Here is a 24624-nt window from a genome sequence, read left to right on the forward strand (position 1 = left end):
TTGGAAAAGCCGCTGGACGCCACGTAAGGAGTACGCCAATGACCACTTTCCCCATGGGCCCTGCCCTGCTGTTCTGCCCTGCGGACCGGCCGGAACGGTTTGAAAAGGCCGCGCAGCGCGCCGACGCCGTCATTCTGGACCTCGAAGATGCGGTCGCGTTCGAGGACAAGGAACAGGCGAGGGAAAACCTGGCTGCCTCGGCGCTGGATCCGGAGAAGACCATCGTGCGGGTCAACCCAGTGGACAGCACCTCCTTCCGCGCAGACCTTGAGGCGCTCGCCGCTGCGAATTACCGCTGGGTGATGGCAGCCAAGGCGGAGGATCCAGGCAAGATCGGGCACAGCCTGCGGCACCTGTCCGTGGTGGCCCTGGTGGAAACGGCCCTGGGGGTACTCAGGGCTCCGGAAATCGCCCGTGAGAAGAACGTTGCAGCACTGATGTGGGGTGCCGAGGACCTGCTGGCCTCGCTGGGCGGGGAATCGAGCCGCCGGTCCGACGGCTCGTACCGGCCTGTGGCAGTCCACGCGCGCTCCGCCGTCCTGCTGGCAGCGGGAGGCTACGGCAAGGGAGCGATTGATTCCATCTACGGGAACATCGCCGACACCGCCGGGCTGGAAGAAGAAGCGCGCGACGGCGCCGCGTCCGGGTTCGCGGCAAAAGCCTGCATCCACCCCGGCCAGGTGGCCGCCATCCGAAGTGCGTATGCCCCTTCCGAGGAAGAGAAAGCACGCGCCCGGGATCTCCTCGAAGCAGCCAAGGGGCAGGGCGGCGTCTTCAGCTTCCGCGGTGAAATGATCGACGGACCGCTGCTGCGGCAGGCAGAACAGACGCTGCGCCGCGCCGGCATTCCCGGCTGAGCGGCGGTCTGGTCCCCGGCGGGTGGAAAGTTTGGGCAAACGCGGGACTCACCGGGGTGCAGCCGCTGATACTGGGGTATGCGCATAGTCATAGCTGGAGCCCACGGGCAGATTGCACGCCAAACCGGCCGTCTCCTGGTAGCGGCCGGCCATGATGTTGCGGGTTTGATCCGCGACCCCGATCAGGCGGCGGACCTGGAAGCGGACCATGTGGCCCCGGTGGTCCTGGACCTGGAGAACAGCACGCTGGAAGACCTGACCCAGGTACTGACCGGTGCGGACCTGGCGATCTTCGCTGCGGGAGCGGGACCTGGAAGCAGCGCCGGGCGCAAGGACAGCGTTGACCGCGCCGGAGCGGTGATGCTCTCCGAAGCCGCCGAGCAGGCCGGTGTTCCGCGGCTGATCCAGGTGTCTTCGGCCGGGACGGACGCAGTCAGCGGCGGGCAGCGTCCTGAGGGACTGGCGGACGCCATGTATGCCTACCTGACGGCCAAGCTCGCGGCGGAGGAAGACCTCATGGCCCGCGATGAGCTTGACTGGACGATCATTCGCCCGGGGACGCTGACCAACGGCGACCCGGTGGGCCTGGTGGAACTGGCACCGGATGTCCCGCAGAGCACAGTTCCGCGCCAGGACGTCGCAGCCGTCCTGGCGGAGCTGGCCACCACGGGCCGCGGCAGCGGACAGGCGCTCGGTGTTGTGACGGGCATGTATCCGATCCCGGACGCAGTCGCGGCACTGCCGCTGGCCCTCTAGCAGTCCCGGTTTCCGGCGGCGGGCCCCGCCGGGCATTGCCGGAACCGACGGGTGTGCTGCCCCGAAGCGGGCCCGGGTGCGCGATACTGGAAGGCATGCAGCTACCTGAACCCAGTGGATCGTTTACCGCCGAACCCAGCTCAATAGATCCGTCCGGCGGCGAAATGGTTCCACGGCGTGTGGTGCTGCTTGGCTCGACCGGATCGATCGGCACGCAGGCCATCGCGGTAGCCGACGCCGCGCCGGAGCGGTTCCAGATTGTGGCGCTGGCTGCAGGCGGCAACAACCTTGACCTGCTGGCCGAGCAGGCAGTCCACACGCGGGCCGCGGCCGTTGGCTGCGCCGCGGCTGACCTCGCTGCGCTCAGGCACGCCATCTCCAGGGCCAGCACGTCCGCCGGGGTGACCGGCTACGACCCCGAACTGTTCGTGGGCGCAGGCGCTGCGACCGCCGTCGCGGCCTGGCCTGAAGCCGAAGTGGTCCTCAACGGAATGACAGGTTCCATCGGCCTGGAACCTACGCTCGCGGCACTCGCGGCGGGGCACATGCTGGCCCTTGCCAACAAGGAATCGCTCATTGTTGGTGGCGCCCTTGTGAAGCAGGCCGCACGGCCGGGCCAGCTGGTGCCCGTCGATTCTGAACACTCCGCGCTTGCCCAGGCTCTTCGGTCAGGCACATTCGAGGAAGTGGACCGGCTGGTGGTCACAGCCTCCGGAGGCCCCTTCCGCGGCCGCCGCCGCGAAGAGCTCGCCGACGTGACCCCGGAACAGGCCCTGGCCCATCCCACCTGGAAGATGGGCCGAATGGTCACCACAAACTCCGCGACCATGGTGAACAAGGCCCTGGAAGTGATCGAAGCGCACCTGCTCTTCGACGTGCCCCTGGACCGGATCGACGTCGTGGTCCACCCGCAGTCCATTGTCCATTCAATGGTCCAGTTCACGGACGGCTCCACAATCGCCCAGGCCTCGCCGCCGGACATGAAGCTGCCCATCGCCCTGGGCATGGGCTGGCCGGAGCGGGTGCCCGGTGCCGCCACGCCCTGCGACTGGACCAAGGCCGCAGAGTGGACCTTCGAACCGCTGGACGAAGAAGCATTTCCGGCCGTCCGGCTTGCCAAGGAGGCAGCCGCTTCGGGCGGAACCGGCATGGCCGTCTACAACGCTGCCAACGAAGAAGCCGTCGATGCCTTCCATGACGGTCTCATCGGATTCACAGACATAGTTGATACGATCTCCGCGGTCCTGGCCGAGCACACCGCGTCCGGCGAGCTGACGCTGCAGTCAGTGCTGGCGGCTGAAAAGTGGGCCCGTTCCGCAGCCCGGGCCCGAATCGGCAGAGGCTGAGAAAGTGCATCCTAAGGAAGTCCGTTGAGCGTTTTACTTTTTATCCTGGGCGTGCTGTTCGTGGCCGTCGGCATCGCGGTCTCAATCGCGCTGCATGAGGTTGGCCACCTGCTGCCTGCCAAAGCGTTCAAGGTCCGCGTCACCCAGTACATGATCGGTTTTGGTCCCACCGTGTTCTCACGCAGGCGCGGGGAGACGGAATACGGTGTCAAGGCGCTGCCGCTTGGCGGCTATGTCTCAATGGTCGGCATGTTCCCGCCGAACAAGGAAACGCAGGACGGCGACGTTCGCCGGTCCAGCACGGGCATGTTCCAGCAGCTGGCAGTTGACGCCCGCCAGGCCGAGACCGACCGGCTCGAACCGGGGGATGAGAACCGGGTTTTCTACAAGCTTCCCGTCTGGAAGCGGATCATCATCATGCTCGGCGGGCCGTTTATGAACCTGCTGATCGGCGTCGTGCTGTTTGCCGTGCTGCTGATGGGTTTTGGCACCTCGCAGGCCACCACCACCCTGGCATCCGTGAATGAATGCGTTATCAGCGGCAGCCAGGCCGCCGCGGGCCAGACAGAGTGCACGGATGCGGATCCCGCCGCTCCGGCCCACGAAGCGGGGCTGCTGCCGGGGGATAAGATCACCGGGTTCGACGGCAAACAGGTGTCCGATTGGACCGAGCTTTCAGAATTGATCCGGGAAGCTGCCGGGCGCAGCGTCACCGTGACTTACGAGCGCGACGGTGTTGAAGCAGAAGCCACCATCACGCCGCTGCTCACGGAACGTCCTGTGACAGCGGAGGACGGCACCCCGCAGCTGGACGCCGACGGCAACGCGGTGACGCAGGAAGTTGGTTTTATCGGGGTCGGTTCGCAGACCGCGCTGGTCCGCCAGCCCGCCACCGAGGTACTGCCGATGGTGGGCGAGAACCTGCAGGGAATCGCCGGCGTCGTCATCAACCTGCCGCAGCGGATCGCGGACGTGGCGCAGGCCGCCTTCTCTTCCGAGGAACGCGATCCCAACGGGCCCATGAGCGTTGTGGGCGTTGGCCGGATTGCCGGCGAGATCTCCTCCATGGAACAGGCCCCGGTACAGAACCGGGTGGCCACGCTGATTGGGCTCGTGGGCAGCGTGAACCTGGCCCTGTTCGTGTTCAACCTCATTCCGCTGCTGCCGCTGGACGGCGGACACGTGGCGGGCGCGCTTTGGGAATCCCTGCGGCGCGGAGTGGCGAAGCTGTTCCGCCGGCCGGACCCGGGGCCCTTCGACATGGCCAAGCTCCTGCCGGTGACCTACGCCGTAGCGGTGCTGCTCATGGGCATGGGTGCACTGCTGATCTATGCGGACATCGTGAAACCCGTCAGCCTGTTCTAGTTTCAAACTGGTTTGAAATCAATTTGGGTTGTAATTCGATTTACAACCGAATAAGGTTTCATCATGTTCGTGCTCACAATAGACCAGAAAGGCAGCCGCAGCAGCCAGGACCGGGTGCCGGAGCTGCTGGCGCTGCTCCGCCCCCTGGGCATGGAGCTGCCGTTTGAGCGCACGGTAGGGGATGAGGCGCAGGCGGTCGTTTCCTCGCCGGACGCGGTGGTCGACGCCGCCCTGCTGGCCCTGCGCCAGGGCGGCTGGTCCGTGGGGATCGGGGTGGGCACCGTGGGGCTGCCCCTTCCTCGGTCTTCCCGTGAAGCGGGAGGCGCAGCCTTCATCGCCGCCCGCGCCGCCGTCGAACGCGCCAAGAAAACCGGCGACCGTCCGCCGATCGCCGTTTCTGCTGCCCCGGATGCGGGACCTTCCGCAGCGGAGGCCGCGGCCCATGCCGAAGCCGTGCTGGTGCTGATCGCCCGTCTGGTGTGCGGACGCAGTGAAGCAGAGTGGCGGATCCTGGAACACGTCGACCCGCACAAATGGGGAGCCCAAAGCGCGGCAGCACGTATGCTCGGGGTCAGTTCCCAGGCGGTCAGTAACGCCGTACAGCGGGCCGGCTGGCAGGAGGAATGGGCCGCACGTCCCGCAGCAGCGGTACTTCTTGAGTGGGCGGACCGGGCAGCCGGTTCTCCGCCGAGATAGCAGAAACTGCCCGTTACAGCGCCGAGACGTGCAGTTTCTGCCATCTCGAAGAAGACAAGGAGTTCCATGGACCTGCTCTGGATCGTGCTTGGCCTAGCGGCGGCGGCCCTCGGAGGCTGGCCGGTAACGAGTGGCGTGCTCAAGCTGGCCCGTGCGGTGGAAGCATCCCGTCCCGGCCGTGATCCGGCACATGACCCGGCTGCCGACCAGGTGCATGAACTGCACGGCGCGCCTGCCATCCCGCCGCTGCCCAGCCGCCCGCCGTTCCCGCCCGGCCCGGTGATCCTGCGGGGCGGACTGGTTATCGGTTTCCTGGAACGAATCGCCGTTGCCACCGCAGTCCTGGCCGATGAACCTGTGGCAATCGCCTACGTCGTGGCCATCAAGGGGCTGGGCCGGTACGCCGAGCTGAAGGAAACACCTGCTGCCGCCGAGCGGTTCATCATTGGAACCCTTGCCTCCATGCTCTGGGCGGTGGGCATTGCCGTGGCCGTACGGGTGGCGCTGGGGCGGGCCTGACATCCCTTAGGGTGGAAAACATGAGTATCTTTGCCGTTGAATATGTGTACGACGCCGAATCAGCAGCGCAGCGTGACGAGCACCGCCCCGCCCACCGCGAGTGGCTTGCAAGCCTGGTGGAGGAGGGCAAGGTTCTGGCCAGCGGCCCGTTCACGGACGGTGCAGGAGCACTGCTGATCTTCGCCGCTGCGGACGAGGAAGAGCTCAACAGCCTCCTCAAGCAGGACCCGCTGGCCGTCGGCGGAGGCATCTCCGGACTGAAGACCACCGAGTGGAAGCCGGTTACGGGTGCCTTCGCGCACCTGGCGGGCTAAGCCCTGAGTGATATTCCACCTGTCTGCTGCACACGGTGCCGCAGGCAGGTGGATAATAGGACAGGCGCACTTATCCCCGCCGCCACAGACTAATACCTGCCCCTGGGGGCACATGGAGGATGTTTTGACCTCGGTCAACCTTGGAATGCCAGCAGCACCGCCGCCCGTCCTTGCCCCGAGGCGCAAAACCCGCCAGATCAAGGTGGGCTCCGTCGGTGTCGGCTCCGACTTCCCGATCAGCGTGCAGTCGATGACCACCACCCCGACCACGGACATCAACGCCACGCTCCAGCAGATCGCCGAGCTGACGGCGTCCGGCTGTGACATTGTGCGCGTGGCCTGCCCCAGCGCCGACGACGCTGCCGCGTTGCCCATCATCGCCAAGAAGTCGCAGATCCCGGTCATTGCGGACATCCACTTCCAGCCGAAGTACGTCTACGCCGCGATCGAAGCCGGCTGCGCCGCAGTCCGGGTGAACCCGGGCAACATCCGCAAGTTTGACGACCAGGTCAAGCAGATCGCGAAAGAGGCCAAGGACGCAGGCGTATCCATCCGGATCGGCGTCAACGCCGGCTCCCTGGATCCCCGCCTGCTCGCCAAGTACGGCAAGGCCACCCCCGAGGCACTGGTCGAGTCTGCCGTCTGGGAAGCTTCCCTGTTCGAGGAACACGACTTCCACGACTTCAAGATCTCCGTGAAGCACAATGACCCCGTGGTTATGGTCCGTGCCTACGAGCTGCTCGCCGAGCGCGGCGACTGGCCCCTGCACCTGGGCGTGACCGAAGCAGGTCCCGCTTTCCAGGGCACCATCAAGTCCGCCACCGCTTTCGGTGCGCTGCTCTCCAAGGGCATTGGCGACACCATCCGTGTCTCCCTCTCCGCCCCGCCGGTTGAGGAGATCAAGGTGGGCAACCAGATCCTGCAGTCGCTGAACCTTCGGCCCCGCAAGCTCGAAATCGTGTCCTGCCCCTCCTGCGGCCGCGCCCAGGTGGATGTCTACACCCTCGCAGAGCAGGTCACCGCAGGGCTGGAAGGCATGGAGGTGCCGCTGCGTGTAGCCGTTATGGGCTGCGTCGTAAACGGCCCGGGAGAAGCGCGCGAGGCCGATCTGGGTGTAGCCTCCGGTAACGGAAAGGGACAGATCTTCGTCAAGGGCGAAGTCATCAAGACTGTTCCCGAAGACCAGATTGTTGAGACCCTGATCGAAGAAGCGATGAGGATCGCCGAGGATATGGGGGAAGCCGATGGCGAGGATGCTGGCACGGGTGGCCCCATGGTTACCGTCGGCTAGGACAGAGACGATGCGCAGCGGCAACGCGACAGGAACCCTGCGCATCCTCGGTGCTGCCGACACGGCGGCCCTCACCGGCCTTGCTGCCGCCGACCCGGTAGCTAATACCTTCCTCCTCTCACACCTTGAAGCCACCGGCACCGCCGCTCCGACGGCAGCTGGCGGCCAGGTACTGGGAGTGTTCGACGGCGATGAGCTCACCGCCGCTTGCTGGGCCGGCGTCAATGTAGTGCCCACTGCCGTAACGGTTGACACCGGTCCTGAAATTGGCGCCTACCTGGCCCGTACCGGCCGGCGTTTTTCCTCCCTGTTCGGGCCGGCCGAAGCGGTTTTGTCCCTCTGGTCCGTGCTCCAGCACAGCCTGCCCCGGCCGTTCGACGTCCGCAGCGACCAGCCTTTGCTGGAAATAACCGGTCCGTCCGCGGTGCCGCCGGCACCCGGGCTGCGCAAAGCCCGGCCGGAGGACCTTGACCGGCTCCTCCCTGCGTGTACGGCGATGTTCGAGGAAGAGGTGGGGTACTCACCGGTGGCCGGAGGCAGCCGGCACTACCGGCAGCGGGTCCTCTCCCTGATCCAAAAGGGCCATGCCCTGGTCGAGTTCGATGCCTCCGGCGAGGTTATCTTCAAAGCGGAGCTGGGCACGGTCTCCAGCAGCGCCGTCCAGGTGCAGGGGGTCTGGATGAACCCTGCCTACCGGGGCAGGGGCCTGAGCGCCGGTTATATGTCCGCCGTTGTTCAGTTTGCGCAGGAAATCGCGCCGCAGACCAGCCTCTATGTGAACCACTACAACGCCCCTGCGCGGGCCACTTACGAATCAGTGGGTTTCCGGCAGGTCGGAACGTTCGCCACGATCCTCTTCTAGCGATCCGCCGGCCAGCACGGTTCCTTGCGTCAGGCGGCCTTACGCTGCCAAACGAGGCGTCCTAGGCTGGGACGACTATGAGAACACTTCGCCGCGGAACCTGCCTGCTGGCCGCAGCCCTGATGGTGACGGCGTGTTCCGGCGGGGGAGGAGACGGGGCATCCATGGCCCCTTCCGTAACGGTTCCGGCCGGGCCTGTACCCTCTCCGTCCGGCCTCATTGCGCCCGGAGATCCATCATCCTCCGGAGCGCCGCAGGACCAGCCCCCTGAAACGGAAGAGGACAGGCGCGGCACGGACGCCGGTAACGGGCGGACTGCCGGGCCCGGGCAATCCAGCGCTCCGGCAAGCGGTTACGGTACGTCGGACCCGGTGTTCAGTTCCGCGAGGCTGCAGGCAGCAGTCGCGGCGGTGGACCGTGCACTCTACCTCGACGGCGAAGTCCTGGATGAGGCAACGCTGAGGCAGATCCTTCCAGCGGAGACCGGAACGTCCGGAGAAGTGACCTTTGACCCGCCTGTGTGTGCCGAGCTGGCGGTCAGTGAATCGGTGGAAGCGGTCCAGGGCGCGGCCCTGGCCGGGCTCGCCTACGGAGTGCCCGGCGAGGCTCCCACTGTCCTGAACGTGGCTGCCTATGGCGACGGCTCAATCCTTGAGACCCTTGGCTTCATCGATGAGGCAGTCCTGTCAGACTGCGCGGACGTGCGGATGTCCAGGGATGGCACCACGGTCACGGTCACCAACACCCGGCTGGAGATATCCACGACGGCAGAGGAGACCCTCGCGCTGGACACCAGGGTGAGCGGCGCCGCGGGGCAGACCCGGCTTGTGGCGGTGAGCGCCCGGACCGGCAGCGTGCGCGTGGTGGTTTCCATCCCGGCTCCGCAGGACCCTGAGGGGGCAGCGCGGGAAGCCGCGGTGCTGATTGATGCCGTACTCACCGAACTTGGTGTGGCAGTCCTCTAGGTGAGGCCTGCACCGCCACGGGCTTGCCCTGTCCGGTGCACGTGCTGCCAGGGGCTAGATTAGTAGGGAGAACTTCTTCCTTAGCGTGCAGCCCAAGCTGCAGAAACGGATTCGACGCGTGGTCCTTCGACTTTCCACCCTTTTCCTGCGCACCCTGCGCGAAGACCCGGCCGACGCCGACGTCGCCAGCCACCGCCTGCTGGTCCGGGCCGGATACATCCGCCGTGCCGCTCCCGGCATTTACTCCTGGCTCCCGCTGGGACTGCGCGTCCTGGGCAAGGTTGAGACCATCATCCGCGAGGAAATGGCGGCGATCGGCGCCCAGGAAGTCCACTTCCCGGCACTGCTGCCGCGTGAGCCTTACGAAGCCTCGAACCGCTGGACCGAATACGGTGAAAACCTGTTCCGCCTCCAGGACCGAAAGGGCGCGGACTACCTGCTGGCGCCGACCCACGAGGAAATGTTCACCCTCCTGGTCAAGGACCTCTACAACTCCTACAAGGACCTGCCGGTCTCGCTGTTCCAGATCCAGAACAAGTACCGCGACGAAGCACGGCCGCGTGCCGGACTGCTCCGCGGCCGCGAGTTCATCATGAAGGATTCCTACTCCTTCGACATTGATGACGAAGGACTTGAAGCCAGCTACCAGGCGCACCGCGGTGCTTACCTGCGCATCTTCGAACGCCTGGGCCTCGACGTCGTAGTTGTCTCCGCTGTTTCAGGCGCCATGGGCGGATCGAAGAGCGAAGAGTTCCTGCACCCCACCCCGGTCGGCGAGGATACCTATGTCCGTTCCGCCGCCGGCTACGCAGCCAACGTCGAAGCGGTCACCACAGTGGCCCCGGAACCGGTTGATTACACCGGCGCTCCGGCCGCACAGGTTGTGGACACCCCCGACACCCCCACCATCGACACCCTGGTAGCGGACGTCAACGCCCGCTTCCCGAAGGACGACGGCGAGTGGACCGCCGCAGATACGCTCAAGAACGTGGTGCTCGCGGTGACGCTGCCCACCGGAGAGCGGCAGATCGTCGTCGTCGGTGTTCCCGGTGACCGTGCCGTGGACCTCAAGCGGATCGAAGCCAATATCGGTGCGCACCTGGAAATCGGCGGCGAGCTGGGCATCGAAGCTGCCACCGACGAAGACCTGAAGAAGAACCCGGGACTCGTCAAGGGGTACATCGGCCCGGGCCTGTCCCTGGACGAAGCCGTGCTCGGCAGCGAATCCGCCACCGGGCTGCTTTACCTCGTGGACCCGCGCGTGGTTTCCGGAACCCGCTGGGTGACCGGAGCCAACACCCAGGGCAAGCACGTAATCGGCCTGGTCGCGGGACGCGACTTCGGCTGGGACGGCGTCATTGAGGCCGTGGAAGTCCGCGAGGGCGACGAAGCGCCGGACGGCTCCGGTCCGCTCGAAGCCGCCCGCGGCATCGAAATGGGCCACATCTTCCAGCTGGGCCGCAAGTACGCCGAAGCCCTGGGACTGAAGGTGCTGGACAAGAACGGCAAGCTCGCCACCGTCACCATGGGCTCCTACGGTGTAGGCGTCACCCGCGCCGTTGCCGCACTGGCCGAGTCAAACCACGATGACAAGGGCATCATCTGGCCGCGTTCCGTGGCCCCGGCTGACGTGCACGTTGTTGCCACCGGCCGCGGCGAGGAGATCTTCGAAGCCGCAGCCAAGCTCTCCGAGGAACTGGAAGCTGCCGGACTGGAGGTCATCTACGACGACCGCCCCAAGGTTTCCCCGGGCGTGAAGTTCGGCGATGCCGAGCTGATCGGCGTTCCGACCATTCTGGTGGTCGGCCGCGGGCTGGCTGACGGCGTCGTCGAAATCAAGGACCGCGCCACCGGCGAGGCCGAGAATGTTCCGGTGGCCGAGGCCGTGGAGTATGTGCTCCGCGCCGTCCGCGGCTGAGTCCGTAGGTGGTCTCAGGGCTTGAGGACATAACGCTCGCCACCATCGCACTTGTGGTGGTGGCGGGCCTCGCCGCAGGGTGGGTCGATGCCGTTGTGGGCGGCGGCGGACTGCTGCAGCTGCCGGCGCTTCTCCTGGTCCCCGGCATCACGCCGGTACAGGCTCTGGCGACCAACAAGATGGGGTCCGTGTTCGGGACCACCACGAGCGCCATCACCTACTACCGGCGCGCCCATCCGGACCTCAAAACCGCGCTGCCCATGGCCGGCGTCGCGCTGGCGGGCAGCTTTGGGGGAGCGGTGCTGGCGGCATCGCTGCCGTCCTCGGTCTTCAAACCCATCATTGTGGCGGCACTGATTGTCGTGGCGGTCTTTACTGCCACGCAGCCCACTGTGGGAGAGCTGACCAAGCTCCGCCACTCCGGGAACCGGCATTACATCACTGCCGGTGCCATCGGCGCCGTCATCGGTTTCTACGACGGCCTCATTGGTCCGGGCACCGGGTCTTTCCTGATCATTGCCATGGTGACGCTGCTCGGGTATAACTTCCTGGCGGCCAGCGCGAAGGCCAAGATCGTCAACATGGCCACCAACATCGGTGCCCTGGCGTTCTTCCTGCCGCACGGTTCACTGCTGTGGGGCGTGGGGCTCATCCTGGGCCTGGCCAACATGACCGGCGGTTACATCGGTGCCCGCATGGCCGTGAAGAAGGGCAGCAAGTTTATCCGGATCGTGTTCCTGGTGGTGGTTGGCGCGCTGATCATCAAGCTCGGCACGGACGTCTGGATGGAGAACTTCCCGGGCTGCCGCCGGTGTTAGCTGCCGGTGCCTTCCTGCTGCAGGCTAGGCGGCCGGCAGCTCGCTCACCGGCGGCAGCCCGGGATGGGTCTTTCCCGCCAGCGCCGAGGCGACCCACAGGGAGCGCTGCGCATCCCCAGCCATTCCGTCCCGGAGATAGTCCACGGCGTTGGCGACTTCACGGAGAATGCTCCACTCAGCCGCGGCTTCGGCGTCCAGCCCGCCGGCGGCACAAAGGTCCTGCAGCCGCTGCAGCAGTGCTGCTTCCGGCGCAGCCGGGTCCAGGTCCTGCAGCCGGTTCCACAGCATGGGTGCGACGGCGTACTCCGCCTCGCCGCAGACAGCCTGCGGATCAATTGCCGCGTACCCGCCGGCCGGACGTGCCAGGACGTTCCCAAAGTGCAGATCCGCATGCACCAGTACATCGCGGCTGCTCCGCCGTCCCACTATGCCCCGCGTTTGGCAGACGGCCAGCGCTTCTTCCAGCAGCCAGCGTTCGAAGGGCTGTCCCAGGTCCTCCCATTCCGCCGGCAATTCATCCGAGAGCTGTTCGGCCCGCTCCGCCGCGGAGGGAATCCCGGCCCACTCCGGCTCGTCCGCAACCGGGATGCCCAGCTGCCGGATGAGTCCGCCCCAGACCTGCACCGCGTCTTCCATGGGGGCCTGGAGCAGGCTTACTTCCGGGATGAGCCGCTCCAGCAGCAAAGCGCTTCCCGCGGGGTCCTGTCCCAGCAGGCGCACCGCCCCGCGGCCCGCCCAGAGGTGCAGGGCCGGTGCCTCGGCTGCTGCTTCGGGATGCGGGAAGGGCAGCTTGAGAACCGCCGGAGACCGGTCTGCGGCCAGCACGGGCAGCACCAGCGCTCCGTGACCATGCCAGCCTGCGGTACCGGCAGTGCCGTCAAACTGAAGACCGAAGGCAGCGAAGGCCGCGTCTACGAGGTCCGGAAGGCTGTCGACCCAGTCCCGGCCTTCACGCGAGCGCCCGTAGCGCCGGCGCAGTGCCTCGGGTACAACGACGGTTGAAGCCATGGGGGCGCCTCCTGCAGGCTGGATTGCGTGGCCGCGGGTGTTGCCTGCGGGGCAGGCTCATGACTGGTGCGGCCACCAACCCAGCCTAGGGGGCCGTCCCCAACCGTGCCAGTGCAGGTCTGGGCGGCTCCTAGCCCTGGGCAGCCCAGGGAAGCGCAGCAGGTTCAGCATCCAGCCCGGGGGCCGGTGGTATCTCGGCTGCGCCGGCGTAGAGGAACAGTGAGCTGGCAACCAGCCGGTCGATCGCCCAGGCCCGCACAGCGCCGTCGCTCGTGCCGGTCAGCTCGGCATAGAGAGTGGGCATTGCTTCTTCCAGCTCCGCCAGGGAGGCAGCCGGATTCGCCAGGAAACCAGGGGACAGCGCATACGCCGGAACAGGCGTGATTTCCGGCAGGCACAGCGAGGGCAGGCGCTCTGCTCCCTCAAGCCCGGCTTCCAGATGGGCTTCCCTGAGTTTGGCGGGTGTGCTGCCCAGTACCGTAAAGGCGCTCCCGGCCTGGGCCTGCGCAACCTCGTAGGCGTACGCCGCGCCGAATTCAGCATCGAGGACCGCCTGCAGCGACTCTGCCGCACCGGGCCGTTCCCGGATTTCAGCGCGGTCGGACCCCGCGCCGTCGTTGGTGCATTTGGTTTGCCCGTCTTCGTTGAGCACGGGGGTCCATCCGCTTTCCTGGACGGGTTCCGGGGTTTCGCCCAGGGCCTCGGCGAGGTTCTGTGAGAGCAGCAGCTGCCCGGTCCCGGTCGAGGCAAGCAGCCGAGCCGTTCCATAGTCTGCCCGGCCAGCGGCGGCCAGGTTCGTCCGTGCCGAATCCTGAAGTGCCTTCGTGAAGGACTGCTCCTCCACACCCTCTGATTCCCGCAGCGCTGCAGCTCCGCCGGGACTGGTCAGCAGCAGCGACTGCCGGCTGAGCGTGTCCGCCGCATCCAGCAGTGCAGCAGCCCGGGGACCCTGGGCGGCGGCTGCCCGTGACTCCGCCTCGGCAGCTAAAACCCGGGAAGTGGCGAACGCCTCATTCAGCGCCTGCTCTGAAAAGCTGCGCGGACGTTCCGGCTCTGCTCCGGATCCTGCGGTCAGCCCCAATCCGGCAATCACGCAGGCCAGCAGGCCCAGCGCGAGGGTACGCCGCAGAAAGCCGGCAGCGGCGGCAGCCCGTGACGGGCGCGCAGCAGACGGCCGCGGGGCGGTACGGGGCTTGTTCACAACACTCGATCATGCCACGAACGCGTCCCCACCTGCGGCGGTGACCCGGCGGCCGCGGAAAGTCGGTAGGCTAGGAGCTACAACAACATCTAGTGGGAGGCAGTAATGGCGGGTCGCCCCAGCCCTAAAAAAGACACGTCGTCTAACTACCGCAAGAACGCACAGCGTGCAGAGGTCGCAGCAGAGACGCAAAGGCTGAAGGACTATCTGGCTCCCACAGTTGCCGGTGAGAACCTCTTCCTTGAGGACATCGAAATCAGGATCGCCGGTGCCCACCGCACCGTTCACGTCATTGTGGACCTTCCGGAGACGGAGAGCGGCGGTGTGAGCCTTGACCGCATCGCAGACGTTTCCCGCGTTCTTTCGGATGCCATGGACCAGGACCCGAACGATGACGGACGCCCCTACAGCCTGGAAGTCTCCTCGCCCGGCGTTTCCCGTCCCCTGACGGAGCCCCGGCACTGGAGGCGCAATGCCGGCCGCATGGTCTCGGTGACCCCTGTTCGCGGCGACGGCATTACCGGACGCCTGATTGAGGTCGACGACAAGGGAATCACGCTGATACCCGAAATCGCGGTCAAAAAGGGAATGAAGGCGAAGCAGGGCGAGAAGACGCACCTGGCATTTGACCAGATAGCCAAGGGACGGGTGGAGATTGAATTCGCCCACCTTGAGGACGAACCGGCTGGCGAGGACGCCGACGGAATGAAAAGCACAGCCGAGGAGGCCTAAATGGATATTGATATGAGTGCGCTGAGGCTGCTGGAAGCGGAACGCGAAATTCCGCTGGACAAGCTGATCCCCACGATTGAACAGGCACTGCTGGTCGCCTACCACAAGACCACCGGCTCACAGGAGAATGCCCGCGCCGAACTGGACCGCAAGTCCGGCCACGTGACCATCTGGGCCACAGAGCTCGACGACGACGGCGAGGCCGTGGGCGAGTTCGATGACACGCCTGCCGGATTTGGCCGAATCGCAGCGAGCACGGCCCGGCAGATCATCCTGCAGCGGCTGCGCGACGTCGAAGACGACAACATCCTTGGTGAGTTCAAGGGCCGTGAAGGAGAACTGGTTTCCGGTCAGATCCAGCAGGGCAACAACCCGCACATGGTCCAGGTAAACCTCGGTTCCGTTGAAGCGCTGCTGCCGCCGACCGAGCAGGTACCGGGGGAGAAGTACCTGCACGGATCGCGCGTGCGTGCTTTCGTCGTCGACGTTCGCCGCGGCTTCAAGGGGCCGTCGATCACGCTTTCCCGCTCCCACCCGGGCCTGGTACGGAAGCTCTTCGAGCTGGAAGTTCCGGAGATCGCGGACGGGTCCGTGGAAATCGTCGCCCTGGCACGCGAGGCGGGCCACCGCACCAAGATCGCTGTGAAGGCCAACGTTCCGGGCATCAACGCCAAGGGCGCCTGCATCGGTGAAATGGGTTCGCGTGTGCGTGCCGTCATGACGGAACTGCACGACGAGAAAATCGACATTGTTGACTTCAGCGAAGACCCGGCAACATTTATTGCCAACGCTCTCTCGCCTTCACGCGTGAACTCCGTGACGATCACCGATGCCGACACCCGTTCGGCGCGCGTGGTGGTCCCTGATTACCAGCTTTCGCTGGCGATCGGCAAGGAAGGGCAGAACGCACGTCTCGCTGCCAAGCTCACGGGCTGGCGCATCGACATCGTCTCCGACGCAAAGTCCGCCTAACTTCTTCCTTCCGCAGGCAGGATGAAGGCAAGAGAAAAGAAACGCGGTAGAATGTTCATGGCCGGGTCACCGTCCGCCTTCCAGCAACCGCAGGAGCCCGTGAATTCGGTGCGGCCTGCGGCAGGATCAGGGCACGTTCCGCAGAGAACGTGCATTGGCTGCAGGAAGAAGGATGACCAGGCTGCACTGATGCGGCTGGCACTGGATTCTGGGGATGGCATGAATGCCGTCCTTGTTGATGAGAGCCGCCGTATGTCTGGCCGGGGCGCCTGGTTGCACCCCGACGCAGCATGCTTTGCAACCGCTGTGAAACGCCGGGCCTTTGGCCGTGCCTTCCGGGCACAGGCTGATCCCTCGGCAGTGGCACAGTGGTTTGAAGCTCAAGAGGCGGGTCCGGCCCGGAACCCCCCTCGAAACCGTCCAACCTGAAAGCGGGTCAGAAATCTGATGGAAACCCGATGAGTACCCAGCGATGAGTACTTTGTTGTGCTCTGTGATGGGCCCTGCTGCATCCGCAGTGGAAGCCCGCAGCAAATAGACGGTTCGTGCCTGGCTCGGTGCGGACCGAGACAGGAGAAATGTGGCCAAGGTCCGCGTACACGAGCTCGCCAAAGAGCTCGGCATTACTTCGAAGGACGCAGTTGCAAAACTGCAGGAACTGGGCGAATTCGTCCGTTCCGCGTCCTCGACCATTGAAGCGCCCGTAGTCAAGAAGCTGCGCGGTGCATTCCCCGACGCAGCATCCAAGCCGGCATCCAAGCCGGCCAGCTCAGGCCCCCGTCCGGCAGCACCCGCTCCGGCCGCCCCTGCCGCTGAAGCACCGGCGGAAGCTTCGGCTCCCGCCGCTGAAAAGCCGGCTGCTCCCGCCCCTAAGGCAGAGAGCAAGCCTGCAGCACCGGCCCCCGCTCCGGCAGCACCGGCAGCTCCGGCTCCGAAGGCTGCAGAAAAGCCTGCTGCTCCGGCAGCACCGGCAGCGGATTCCTCTTCCGCACCCCGCCCGGGTGCCCCGCGGCCCGGAGCTTCCGGCCCGCGTCCGGGCAACAACCCGTTTGCACCTTCCCAGGGCATGCCCCGTCCCCGCGGACGCGGCGACGGCGAGCGTGGCCAGGGCGGTCCCCGTCCCGGCAACAACCCGTTTGCAACATCCCAGGGAATGCCCCGTCCCGGCCAGCGCCGCGATGATTCCGAGCGCACCGGCACTCCCGGCGCAGCAGGACCGCGTCCGGCAGCCGGCTCCGGCGGTCCCCGTCCGGGCGCTCCGCGTCCGGGTGCACCCCGTCCCGGCGCACCGCGTCCGGGTGCTCCGCGTCCCGGCGGTGCCGGTGGAAACCGTCCTACTCCGGGCATGATGCCCAACCGCACTGAGCGGCCCGCAGCCCCGGCACGTCCGGGTGCAGGCGGACCCCGCCGCGGACCCGGCGGAGCTCCGGGCACCGGCGGCGGTCCCGTTGGCGGCGGCTTCGGCAAGGGCGGCCGCGGACGCGGCGGCACTGCCGGTGCTTTCGGCAAGGGCGGCGCAGGACGCGGCAAGCAGCGCAAGTCGAAGCGGGCAAAGCGGCAGGAACTGGAGCAGATGTCAGCTCCGTCGCTGGGCGGCGTTTCGGTACCCCGCGGCGACGGCAACACGGTTGTCCGGCTGCGCCGCGGCGCGTCCATCACGGACTTCGCTGACAAGATTGAGGCAAACCCCGCAGCGCTGGTGACTGTGCTGTTCCACCTCGGTGAAATGGCCACGGCCACCCAGTCCCTGGACGAAGAGACGTTCGGCGTTCTCGGCGATGAACTGGGTTACAAGATCCAGGTTGTCTCACCCGAAGACGAAGAGCGCGAACTGCTTTCCAGCTTCGACATCGACTTCGAAGCAGAGCTGGAAGCCGAAGGCGACGACGAACTCGAGGCACGTCCTCCGGTAGTCACCGTCATGGGTCACGTTGACCACGGTAAGACCCGCCTGCTGGATGCCATCCGCAACACCAAGGTGGTTGAAGGCGAAGCCGGCGGCATTACCCAGCACATCGGTGCCTACCAGATCGCCTTCGACCACGAAGGCACTGAGCGGGCCATCACCTTCATCGATACCCCGGGCCACGAGGCGTTCACCGCCATGCGTGCCCGTGGTGCGAAGGTCACCGACATTGCTGTTCTGGTTGTGGCAGCGGACGACGGCGTTATGCCGCAGACCGTTGAAGCCCTCAACCACGCACAGGCAGCAAATGTGCCGATCGTGGTTGCCGTGAACAAGATCGATAAGGAAGGCGCCAACCCGGAGAAGGTCCGCGGCCAGCTGACCGAATACGGCCTGGTTCCGGAAGAATACGGTGGCGACACCATGTTCGTTGAGGTCTCGGCACGCCAGAACCTGAACATCGACGCCCTGCTCGAGGCCGTGCTGCTCACCGCAGATGCTGCCCTGGACATGCGTGCCAACCCGGACAAGGACGCTCGAGGCATTGCCATCGAAGCGAACCTGGACAAGGGCCGCGGCGCCGTCGCGACCGTCCTGGTCCAGTCCGGTACGCTGCGTGTCGGCGACACGATCGTGGCGGGCACCGCACACGGCCGCGTTCGTGCCATGTTCGATGAGAACGGCGACACCGTTACCGAAGCCGGGCCTTCGCGTCCGGTCCAGGTCCTCGGCCTGTCCAACGTTCCGCGTGCAGGCGACACCTTCTTCGTGACCGACGACGAGCGTACTGCCCGCCAGATCGCTGAGAAGCGTGAAGCTGCAGACCGCAACGCCGCACTGGCCAAGCGCCGCAAGCGCATCAGCCTTGAGGACTTCGACCAGGCCGTTGCTGACGGCAAGGTTGACACCCTTAACCTCATCCTCAAGGGTGACGTGTCCGGTGCCGTGGAAGCCCTGGAAGACTCCCTGCTCAAGATCGACGTTGGGGACGGCGTGCAGCTGCGCGTCATCCACCGCGGCGTCGGTGCCATCACGCAGAACGACGTCAACCTGGCGACCGTGGACAACGCGATCATCATCGGCTTCAACGTCAAGCCTGCCGAGCGTGTGGCCGACCTGGCCGAGCGCGAAGGCGTGGACATGCGCTTCTACTCCGTCATCTACGCAGCAATCGATGACATTGAGCTGGCCCTCAAGGGCATGCTCAAGCCGGAGTACGAGGAAGTGCAGCTCGGCACCGCCGAGGTCCGCGAAGTCTTCCGTTCCTCCAAGTTCGGCAACATTGCCGGCTCGATCGTGCGCTCCGGTGTTATCCGGCGCAACGCCAAGGCGCGGGTTACCCGCGACGGCAAGGTCATTGGCGAGAACCTCACCGTTGATTCGCTCAAGCGGTTCAAGGACGACGCAACCGAGGTCCGCACGGACTTCGAGTGTGGTATCGGTCTGGGGTCGTTCAACGACGTCAAGGAAGGCGACATCATCGAGACCTTCGAGATGCGCGAGAAGCCGCGGGTCTAGTATCCCGGCCAGGGGCCGCCGTTCGCGGCGGCCCCTGCCTGCGGGCCCTCCGGCCCGCGTCGCCCCGTCCGGCCACGGCAGTCACCTGCCGGGCCAAGGGGCATTTCAGCGCGCGACGGCGGCCCTACCGGTCCCCGTTGCCGCGAACCCACATCTTTATTGAAGGAGAGGTAATGGCAGATCCAGCACGCGCTGCGAAACTCGCTGACCGCATCAAGGTGGTAGTTGCCCAGGCGCTCGAGCGGCGGATCAAGGATCCCCGGCTGGGATTCGTGACCATCACCGATGCCCGCGTTACGAATGACCTGCAGCACGCGACCGTCTACTACACGGTTTTCGGTGACGAGGCCCAGCAGGCTGACACGAAGGCTGCCCTGGATTCCGCCCGCGGAGTCCTGCGTTCGGAGGTGGGCAAGAACATCACTGTCCGCCTCACTCCGACCCTGGAGTTCGTCGCTGACGAGATCCCGGTGAACGCCAGCCACCTGGAGGAACTGATCCGGGAAGCCAAGAAGCGCGACGAAGAACTCGCCGCGCTGAAGCAGGGTGCAGCTTACGCCGGCGACGCCGATCCCTACCGCAGGGACGAAGACGACGACGAAGAGGACCTGCAGGACGCACCGGCAGAGGACTCCGACGCGCGCAGCTAGCGCGAACAGGTTTCAGGAAAAGGAGCGGCACCCCGGATGGGGTTCCGCTCCTTTTGCATGCCGTATGAATCGTGGAAGAGCCGGGATCAGCCAACGCCGGGCAGCCGGGTGACCCCGGCGACCAGTTCATCCCGCCGGCCGCACAGGGCAATCCGGACCCACCCTTCGCCGATGGAACCGAATGCGGTTCCGGGAGCTACGGCAACTCCTTCTTCCGCCAGGAACTGTCTGGTCCATGTGCGGATGTCGCCTCCGGAAACGTGCGAGAGATCTGCCCAAAGGTAAAAGGCGCCCTGAGCGGCAAGGAACGGTATTCCCTTGGCTTCCAGGATTGCCGACGCCGCATCCCTGTTGCCTCGGTAATGCGCGGCAGCTTCGCGCACATAGTCCTGGGGGCCGGTCAGTGCCGCCAGCGCGGCGTACTGCGAGGGTGAGGCCACACAGGAGACGATCGACTCCATCACCGTGCTCAGCTGCGCTTCCAGTCCCGCAGGCGTCACAAGCGCCCCGACGCGCAGCCCGGTCAGCCCATAGGTCTTGGACAGCGTGTAGGAAGCTATGACACGTCCGCCGTTGGCTCCGTCGTAAGCCAGCGGGGAAACATGCGGCACATCGTAGGTGAATGCCTCGTAGCACTCGTCAGAGAGAATCCAGAGTCCCCGGCGGCGTGCCAGCTCAACCAGCTCGCGGGTCAGGTCCGGGCTGAAGACCGCGCCCAGCGGATTAGAGGGCGAATTCAGCAGCAGCACCCGGGTGCGGGGAGTGATTCTCGCCTCAATCTCCTCGATCTGCGGCTGGAAGCCATTGGCCGGATGAAGCGGGTACTCCACGGGCACGGCATGCAGCAGCCTGGCGGTCATGGCGAAGGTGGGGTAGCCGGGATTGGGGATGAGGATCTCATCCCCGGCATCCAGCAGCATGCTCATCGCCAGGTGCAGTCCCTGCTGCGCCCCCGAGGTGACGAAGATCCGGGACGGGTCAGTGTCCTGCCCGGTCTGCGCAGATACCCGTTCCGCGAACGCTGCCCGCAGCGGGGCAATGCCGGCATTCGGTGTGTATCCCGTCTCGTCCCGGGCGAGGGTTTCCTGTGCAGCCTGCAGCACATGCACCGGAGTGGGGAACCCCGGCTCTCCGATGCTGAGCACTACCGCGTTGGGGGTCGCCCATGCTGCCTGCGTTATTTCGCGGATCTGGTTCGGGTCAACGGAACGCACGTGGGCAGCGAGCTGAGACATAACCGCATGCTACAGCCGGCACGCTCCGCAGTCCCGGAGGCCGGGCCGCTGCCCGGAGCCAGGCCAGCAGGAGAACCAGTACCTGCGCCGCGCATATACTGAAAGGCGTGAATTCCGGGCAGGTCCGTTCAGGACTAATTATTGTGGACAAACCGCAGGGATGGACCAGCCATGACGTGGTGGGCCGTCTGCGCAGGCTCGCCGGGACCAGGAAAGTCGGCCATGCCGGAACCCTGGACCCCATGGCAACAGGTGTGCTGGTGGTGGGCATTAACAAGGCCACCCGGCTGCTGACCTACATTGTGGGAACCTCTAAGACCTACGACGCCACCATCCGGCTGGGCCAGTCCACCATCACTGACGACGCCGAGGGAGAGGTTATCGCCGAGACGATCGCCGCTGCCGTCACTGACGAGGAAATCCGCGCAGCGGTCGCCGACCTGACGGGGGATATCCAGCAGGTTCCCAGCAGCGTCAGCGCCATCAAAGTCGGCGGGGAACGCTCCTATGCCAAAGTCCGCGCCGGCGGAGAAGTGAATCTCCCGGCCAGGCCCGTTACCGTCTCGAGGTTCGAGATCCATGACATCCGCCGGGAGCACGGCGGAAAACTGCGCGACGTCGACGTCACGGTTGAGTGCTCCTCCGGAACCTATATCCGTGCATTGGCCAGGGACCTCGGAGCCGCCCTCGGCGTTGGGGGCCACCTGACCGCCCTGCGGCGAACCTCAGTCGGTCCCTACACGGAGGAGCGGGCCTCGACGCTGGAACAGCTGGCCGAGGACCTGTCCCTGCTTGAGCTCAACGACGCTGCCCGCGCGCTGTTCCCGGTGCGGGAACTGACTTCCGAGGAAGCCGACAACATTTCCCACGGCCGCCGCATCAGCGCCTCCGGTGTTCCCCTGGCGGACGGCGAACCGGTGCCGGTCGCAGCCTTCGCACCGGACGGCGAACTGATCGGCCTGCTGGCGGACAAAGCTGACACTGCCCGGGCGCTGCTGGTCTTCGCTCCGGGAAACGAAAGGTCCTAAGTGGTCATCGACCCCCTGTTCATTGTCGGGACGATTGTCTGTCTCGTATCCACCGTGCTGTGCGTGGGTGCTGCTGTGCTGCGCCACGGCCCCAATGACCTGACAATTCTCTCCGCGGCCGCCGTCGAGCTGTTCCTGATCGTCTACGCGATTGCCGCCGTCATCCGCCAGACCGGCGGAGAGACGCTGAACGGCCCCGCGTGGGAGTTCTGGGGATACCTGTTCACCGCCGCGGTGATTCCGATCGGAGCTGTCTGGTGGTCCCTCATGGACCGGTCACGGTGGAGCAACTTCGTGCTCGGTGCAGTGGGAATCACGGTGTTCGTAATGTTGTTCCGGATGGAACAGATTTGGGATGGAGTGCCGCTGGCATGAAGAAACTGATCAAGCCCAGGCCCGACGCCGATGCCGCCGCTCCGGCGGCACGCAACGCCGGACCGGGCAGGCTAATCGTGGCCGTCTACGGGGTTTTCGCGCTTGCCGCTACGGCACGTGCCGCCTTCCAGATTGCAACCAAGTTCGAAGAGGCGCCGCTGGCCTACCTGCTCTCCGCGTTTGCCGCCGTCGTCTACATTGTGGCAACGGTGTCCCTGGCCAAGTCGGGGGAGACCTCCTATAAGGTCTCCGTCGCTGCCGTCAGCATCGAAATGGCGGGCGTCGTGGCGGTAGGACTCTTCGGGCTCCTGGACGCGGCCGCACTGCCGGATGACACCGTCTGGTCCGGTTTCGGAATGGGCTACGGGTTTGTGCCGCTGGTCCTGCCGATCGTGGGCCTGCTCTGGCTTTACAAGCACCGGAACCGCCAACACGCCTAGCCGCACCGGGGTTCTTGTGGGCTTCCGGTCGTGAGACGATGTGGAAAACTGCGCTGTGACAGGCGCGCCGCGAATCCCGTCAGGGGGCAGGACAATGACAATCCCAGCATCGGGACCGGAAGAAAACCCGCGCAGGGCCGCAGCTACGCCGCGGCAGCAGACGGAACATTCCCGCCCGGACGCGGCAACAGCACCGGGCACCGGTCCGGCAGCTGACAGCCGGGGCGGAAAAGTGGGTGCGCGCCCGCCGAAAAGGGGACCGAAGGCTGCCGCAGCGGGCAGCAAGACCTGGAAGAGCAGCGACGACTGGGGTGTTTTCCGGGCCGTCGTAGTCGGCGTCGGCGTCGTGATCGCCGCGATCGGCGCTTATTACCTCATTACCGGCACCGCCGGCGTGGCCGAAACCAGCGGAGGAGCGGTCAACGCGTCCCTGGAGAGCCAGTTCCGTTTCTTCTCCGCGATGATGATTGGCGTCGGCGCCGCGTTCATAGCCATCGCCATCAAGTTCCAGTGGGCAAACATGCTGTGGCTGGTCTGCCTGATGGTCTTCCTGGGCGGTATAGGCCGGGTGCTGTCGTGGGCATTTTCGGGCACCCCGCACTTCACGTTGATCATCCTCATGATCGTGGAGCTGGCCTTTCCTCCGGCCCTGCTGGTCTGGCACCGGTTTATCGCCAAGACCAGTGAACTGCGGCGGGAAATCCACCACGGTTCAGAAGGCGGCAGCGCCCCGGCTGGAACCGGTGCGTAACCGGGAGCCCTTTTCCGCCATAATGGATGAAGCCTTCCGCGCAGCCAGCGCTGTCCGGAGGCATTCATGGATGACTGTCCGCTGGTAAGGAGCTCGGGTGTATTACTGGAATGACCTTGCGGAGGTGCCGTCCGACCTTGGTCCGACAGTAGTTACGATCGGCAATTTCGACGGCGTCCACCTCGGCCACCAGCACGTTCTTTCGCGCCTGGTTAAGACCGCACGCGACCGCGGTTCAGCCGCCGTCGCACTTTCCTTTGACCCGCACCCCGCCGCCGTCCACCGTCCGGAGAGCGCCCCGGTGCTCATTATGGGGCCGGCAGACCGGACCGAAGCCCTGGCGGAGACCGGGCTCGACGGCCTGCTGATGGTCCACTACGACTTGGACCTGGCAGCGCTGAGCGCTGAGGAGTTTGTCCGAAGGTTCCTTGCTGACGGGCTGCACGCCGTGGCCGTGGTGCTGGGCCATGACGCCAGGTTTGGACGCGGCAACACCGGAGACCTGGACACCATGCGCGAGCTCGGTGCCGAGCTGGGTTTTGATGTTGTGGCGGTCGACGACTTCGACGCCCTTCCGGAAGGACCCGGGGACATCCAGGGGCGCCGCTGCTCCTCAACGTGGATCCGTGAAGCACTGGCTGCCGGGGACGTGCGCACGGCAACACGCCTGCTGGGCCGCACCCACCGTATGCGGGGCACTGTGGTTCACGGCGCCGCCCGCGGACGCGAACTCGGCTTCCCCACGGCGAACCTGGCGCCGGAATCCACCGGGCTTATTCCGGCCGACGGCATTTACGCCGGCTGGCTCGTGGATTCTGCCGGAACCCGCTGGCCTGCGGCCATCTCAGTGGGTTCAAACCCCACCTTCGACGGCGTCAGCCGCCAGGTGGAGGCTCACGTCATCGACCGCCCGCAGGAAGCAGTGGAGGATTTCGACCTGTACGGCCAGACCGTGGGGGTTGAATTCGTGGACCGGCTTCGGGGGATGGTCGCGTACACGGGCCCGGAGGCACTAATCGAGCAGATGCGCCTTGACGTGGCGCGCACCCGCGAGGTCCTTTCGACAGAAGGCCCCGTCGCCGGGTAAACTGGAGCAAAATT

At 65.8% G+C, this 24624-nt stretch carries 25 protein-coding genes; 22 read left to right on the forward strand and 3 right to left on the reverse strand.

Features of this window, described 5'->3' with window-relative positions; translation table 11 throughout:
* Window positions 1–38: 38 nt before the first annotated feature.
* The 12 genes from FYJ28_RS08385 to FYJ28_RS08440 all read left to right on the forward strand — a co-directional run bounded on the left by FYJ28_RS08385 (window position 39) and on the right by FYJ28_RS08440 (window position 11707).
* Window positions 39–857, forward strand: a complete 819-nt coding sequence (locus FYJ28_RS08385; protein ID WP_154578975.1) for an HpcH/HpaI aldolase/citrate lyase family protein — start codon at window positions 39–41, stop codon at window positions 855–857.
* 78 nt (window positions 858–935) lie between these two features.
* Window positions 936–1613 carry an NAD(P)-binding oxidoreductase gene (locus FYJ28_RS08390; protein ID WP_154578976.1) on the forward strand — a complete coding sequence of 226 codons (678 nt, stop codon included), beginning with the start codon at window positions 936–938 and terminating at the stop codon, window positions 1611–1613.
* Window positions 1614–1777: 164 nt separating this feature from the next.
* Window positions 1778–2959 (forward strand): 1-deoxy-D-xylulose-5-phosphate reductoisomerase, encoded by a 1182-nt coding sequence (dxr, locus tag FYJ28_RS08395; RefSeq protein WP_154579042.1) that lies wholly within the window; start codon window positions 1778–1780, stop codon window positions 2957–2959.
* Between the two features lie 24 nt (window positions 2960–2983).
* The gene (locus FYJ28_RS08400) at window positions 2984–4324 is read left to right on the forward strand and encodes a M50 family metallopeptidase (protein ID WP_055240425.1); all 1341 of its coding nucleotides are present in this window, start codon (window positions 2984–2986) and stop codon (window positions 4322–4324) included.
* 63 nt (window positions 4325–4387) lie between these two features.
* Window positions 4388–5020 carry a MarR family transcriptional regulator gene (locus tag FYJ28_RS08405; protein ID WP_154578977.1) on the forward strand — a complete coding sequence of 211 codons (633 nt, stop codon included), beginning with the start codon at window positions 4388–4390 and terminating at the stop codon, window positions 5018–5020.
* 66 nt (window positions 5021–5086) lie between these two features.
* Window positions 5087–5539: a hypothetical protein gene (locus FYJ28_RS08410; protein ID WP_154578978.1), complete on the forward strand. Its 453-nt coding sequence runs from the start codon at window positions 5087–5089 to the stop codon at window positions 5537–5539.
* Between the two features lie 20 nt (window positions 5540–5559).
* Window positions 5560–5853, forward strand: coding sequence for a YciI family protein (locus FYJ28_RS08415; RefSeq protein WP_055240428.1), 294 nt, complete (start codon window positions 5560–5562; stop codon window positions 5851–5853).
* A gap of 124 nt (window positions 5854–5977) precedes the next feature.
* Complete coding sequence (ispG, locus tag FYJ28_RS08420; RefSeq protein WP_055240429.1) at window positions 5978–7144, forward strand: flavodoxin-dependent (E)-4-hydroxy-3-methylbut-2-enyl-diphosphate synthase; 1167 nt, start codon at window positions 5978–5980, stop codon at window positions 7142–7144.
* Window positions 7145–7154: 10 nt separating this feature from the next.
* Window positions 7155–8006, forward strand: a complete 852-nt coding sequence (locus FYJ28_RS08425) for a GNAT family N-acetyltransferase (RefSeq protein WP_229780339.1) — start codon at window positions 7155–7157, stop codon at window positions 8004–8006.
* Window positions 8007–8083: 77 nt separating this feature from the next.
* Window positions 8084–8971: a hypothetical protein gene (locus FYJ28_RS08430; protein ID WP_154578979.1), complete on the forward strand. Its 888-nt coding sequence runs from the start codon at window positions 8084–8086 to the stop codon at window positions 8969–8971.
* Between the two features lie 118 nt (window positions 8972–9089).
* Window positions 9090–10889, forward strand: a complete 1800-nt coding sequence (locus FYJ28_RS08435; protein WP_326831601.1) for a proline--tRNA ligase — start codon at window positions 9090–9092, stop codon at window positions 10887–10889.
* 8 nt (window positions 10890–10897) lie between these two features.
* Entirely contained in the window at window positions 10898–11707 is an 810-nt protein-coding gene (locus tag FYJ28_RS08440) for a sulfite exporter TauE/SafE family protein (RefSeq protein ID WP_326831602.1), read from the forward strand.
* Window positions 11708–11731: 24 nt separating this feature from the next.
* On the opposite strand, the gene FYJ28_RS08445 is transcribed toward FYJ28_RS08440, so the two are convergent.
* Window positions 11732–12715: an aminoglycoside phosphotransferase family protein gene (locus FYJ28_RS08445; protein ID WP_154578980.1), complete on the reverse strand. Its 984-nt coding sequence runs from the start codon at window positions 12713–12715 to the stop codon at window positions 11732–11734.
* A gap of 130 nt (window positions 12716–12845) precedes the next feature.
* A complete protein-coding gene (locus FYJ28_RS08450; protein WP_154578981.1) occupies window positions 12846–13916 on the reverse strand; it encodes a DUF4439 domain-containing protein in 1071 nt (356 codons plus the stop codon).
* A gap of 105 nt (window positions 13917–14021) precedes the next feature.
* Here FYJ28_RS08450 and rimP point away from each other — a divergent pair, with 105 nt between their 5' ends.
* The 5 genes from rimP to rbfA all read left to right on the forward strand — a co-directional run bounded on the left by rimP (window position 14022) and on the right by rbfA (window position 19694).
* Window positions 14022–14648, forward strand: a complete 627-nt coding sequence (gene rimP, locus FYJ28_RS08455; RefSeq protein WP_055240436.1) for a ribosome maturation factor RimP — start codon at window positions 14022–14024, stop codon at window positions 14646–14648.
* Window positions 14649–15620 carry a transcription termination factor NusA gene (gene nusA, locus FYJ28_RS08460; RefSeq protein WP_055240437.1) on the forward strand — a complete coding sequence of 324 codons (972 nt, stop codon included), beginning with the start codon at window positions 14649–14651 and terminating at the stop codon, window positions 15618–15620.
* Between the two features lie 189 nt (window positions 15621–15809).
* Window positions 15810–16049 carry a YlxR family protein gene (locus FYJ28_RS17335; protein WP_229780366.1) on the forward strand — a complete coding sequence of 80 codons (240 nt, stop codon included), beginning with the start codon at window positions 15810–15812 and terminating at the stop codon, window positions 16047–16049.
* A 151-nt stretch (window positions 16050–16200) separates the two neighbouring features.
* Entirely contained in the window at window positions 16201–19044 is a 2844-nt protein-coding gene (infB, locus tag FYJ28_RS08470) for a translation initiation factor IF-2 (RefSeq protein WP_326831603.1), read from the forward strand.
* A gap of 173 nt (window positions 19045–19217) precedes the next feature.
* Window positions 19218–19694, forward strand: a complete 477-nt coding sequence (gene rbfA / locus FYJ28_RS08475; RefSeq protein ID WP_055240439.1) for a 30S ribosome-binding factor RbfA — start codon at window positions 19218–19220, stop codon at window positions 19692–19694.
* A gap of 86 nt (window positions 19695–19780) precedes the next feature.
* Here the strand turns inward: rbfA and FYJ28_RS08480 are convergent, their stop codons facing one another.
* Window positions 19781–20929, reverse strand: coding sequence for a pyridoxal phosphate-dependent aminotransferase (locus tag FYJ28_RS08480; protein ID WP_154578983.1), 1149 nt, complete (start codon window positions 20927–20929; stop codon window positions 19781–19783).
* A 107-nt stretch (window positions 20930–21036) separates the two neighbouring features.
* Between FYJ28_RS08480 and truB the strand changes: the two genes are divergently transcribed.
* The 5 genes from truB (at window position 21037) to FYJ28_RS08505 (ending at window position 24610) form a co-directional block, all read left to right on the forward strand.
* Window positions 21037–21957, forward strand: coding sequence for a tRNA pseudouridine(55) synthase TruB (gene truB / locus FYJ28_RS08485; RefSeq protein ID WP_082413436.1), 921 nt, complete (start codon window positions 21037–21039; stop codon window positions 21955–21957).
* Between the two features lie 6 nt (window positions 21958–21963).
* Window positions 21964–22332 (forward strand): hypothetical protein, encoded by a 369-nt coding sequence (locus FYJ28_RS08490; protein WP_404322180.1) that lies wholly within the window; start codon window positions 21964–21966, stop codon window positions 22330–22332.
* A complete protein-coding gene (locus FYJ28_RS08495; RefSeq protein WP_055240441.1) occupies window positions 22329–22772 on the forward strand; it encodes a hypothetical protein in 444 nt (147 codons plus the stop codon). Before FYJ28_RS08490 ends, FYJ28_RS08495 begins: the two co-directional genes overlap by 4 nt.
* A gap of 94 nt (window positions 22773–22866) precedes the next feature.
* On the forward strand, window positions 22867–23523 hold the full coding sequence (locus tag FYJ28_RS08500; RefSeq protein WP_055240442.1) for a DUF4345 domain-containing protein: 657 nt from the start codon (window positions 22867–22869) through the stop codon (window positions 23521–23523).
* A gap of 97 nt (window positions 23524–23620) precedes the next feature.
* Window positions 23621–24610 (forward strand): bifunctional riboflavin kinase/FAD synthetase, encoded by a 990-nt coding sequence (locus FYJ28_RS08505; RefSeq protein ID WP_326831605.1) that lies wholly within the window; start codon window positions 23621–23623, stop codon window positions 24608–24610.
* The last annotated feature ends 14 nt before the right edge of the window (window positions 24611–24624 follow it).

Source organism: Arthrobacter sp. BL-252-APC-1A, from assembly GCF_009696625.1.
GTDB lineage: Bacteria > Actinomycetota > Actinomycetes > Actinomycetales > Micrococcaceae > Arthrobacter_B.

Excerpts from the sequence above, each read along its gene's own strand:
- FYJ28_RS08385 (WP_154578975.1), top strand. The coding sequence starts at position 39 with ATGACCACTTTCCCCATGGGCCCTGCCCTGCTGTTCTGCCCTGCGGAC.
- FYJ28_RS08390 (WP_154578976.1), top strand. The coding sequence starts at position 936 with ATGCGCATAGTCATAGCTGGAGCCCACGGGCAGATTGCACGCCAAACC.
- dxr (WP_154579042.1), top strand. The coding sequence starts at position 1,778 with ATGGTTCCACGGCGTGTGGTGCTGCTTGGCTCGACCGGATCGATCGGC.
- FYJ28_RS08405 (WP_154578977.1), top strand. The coding sequence starts at position 4,388 with ATGTTCGTGCTCACAATAGACCAGAAAGGCAGCCGCAGCAGCCAGGAC.
- FYJ28_RS08410 (WP_154578978.1), top strand. The coding sequence starts at position 5,087 with ATGGACCTGCTCTGGATCGTGCTTGGCCTAGCGGCGGCGGCCCTCGGA.
- FYJ28_RS08415 (WP_055240428.1), top strand. The coding sequence starts at position 5,560 with ATGAGTATCTTTGCCGTTGAATATGTGTACGACGCCGAATCAGCAGCG.
- FYJ28_RS08425 (WP_229780339.1), top strand. The coding sequence starts at position 7,155 with ATGCGCAGCGGCAACGCGACAGGAACCCTGCGCATCCTCGGTGCTGCC.
- FYJ28_RS08430 (WP_154578979.1), top strand. The coding sequence starts at position 8,084 with ATGAGAACACTTCGCCGCGGAACCTGCCTGCTGGCCGCAGCCCTGATG.
- FYJ28_RS08445 (WP_154578980.1), bottom strand. The coding sequence starts at position 12,715 with ATGGCTTCAACCGTCGTTGTACCCGAGGCACTGCGCCGGCGCTACGGG.
- rimP (WP_055240436.1), top strand. The coding sequence starts at position 14,022 with ATGGCGGGTCGCCCCAGCCCTAAAAAAGACACGTCGTCTAACTACCGC.
- nusA (WP_055240437.1), top strand. The coding sequence starts at position 14,649 with ATGGATATTGATATGAGTGCGCTGAGGCTGCTGGAAGCGGAACGCGAA.
- FYJ28_RS17335 (WP_229780366.1), top strand. The coding sequence starts at position 15,810 with ATGCGGCTGGCACTGGATTCTGGGGATGGCATGAATGCCGTCCTTGTT.
- rbfA (WP_055240439.1), top strand. The coding sequence starts at position 19,218 with ATGGCAGATCCAGCACGCGCTGCGAAACTCGCTGACCGCATCAAGGTG.
- FYJ28_RS08480 (WP_154578983.1), bottom strand. The coding sequence starts at position 20,929 with ATGTCTCAGCTCGCTGCCCACGTGCGTTCCGTTGACCCGAACCAGATC.
- FYJ28_RS08495 (WP_055240441.1), top strand. The coding sequence starts at position 22,329 with ATGAAGAAACTGATCAAGCCCAGGCCCGACGCCGATGCCGCCGCTCCG.
- FYJ28_RS08500 (WP_055240442.1), top strand. The coding sequence starts at position 22,867 with ATGACAATCCCAGCATCGGGACCGGAAGAAAACCCGCGCAGGGCCGCA.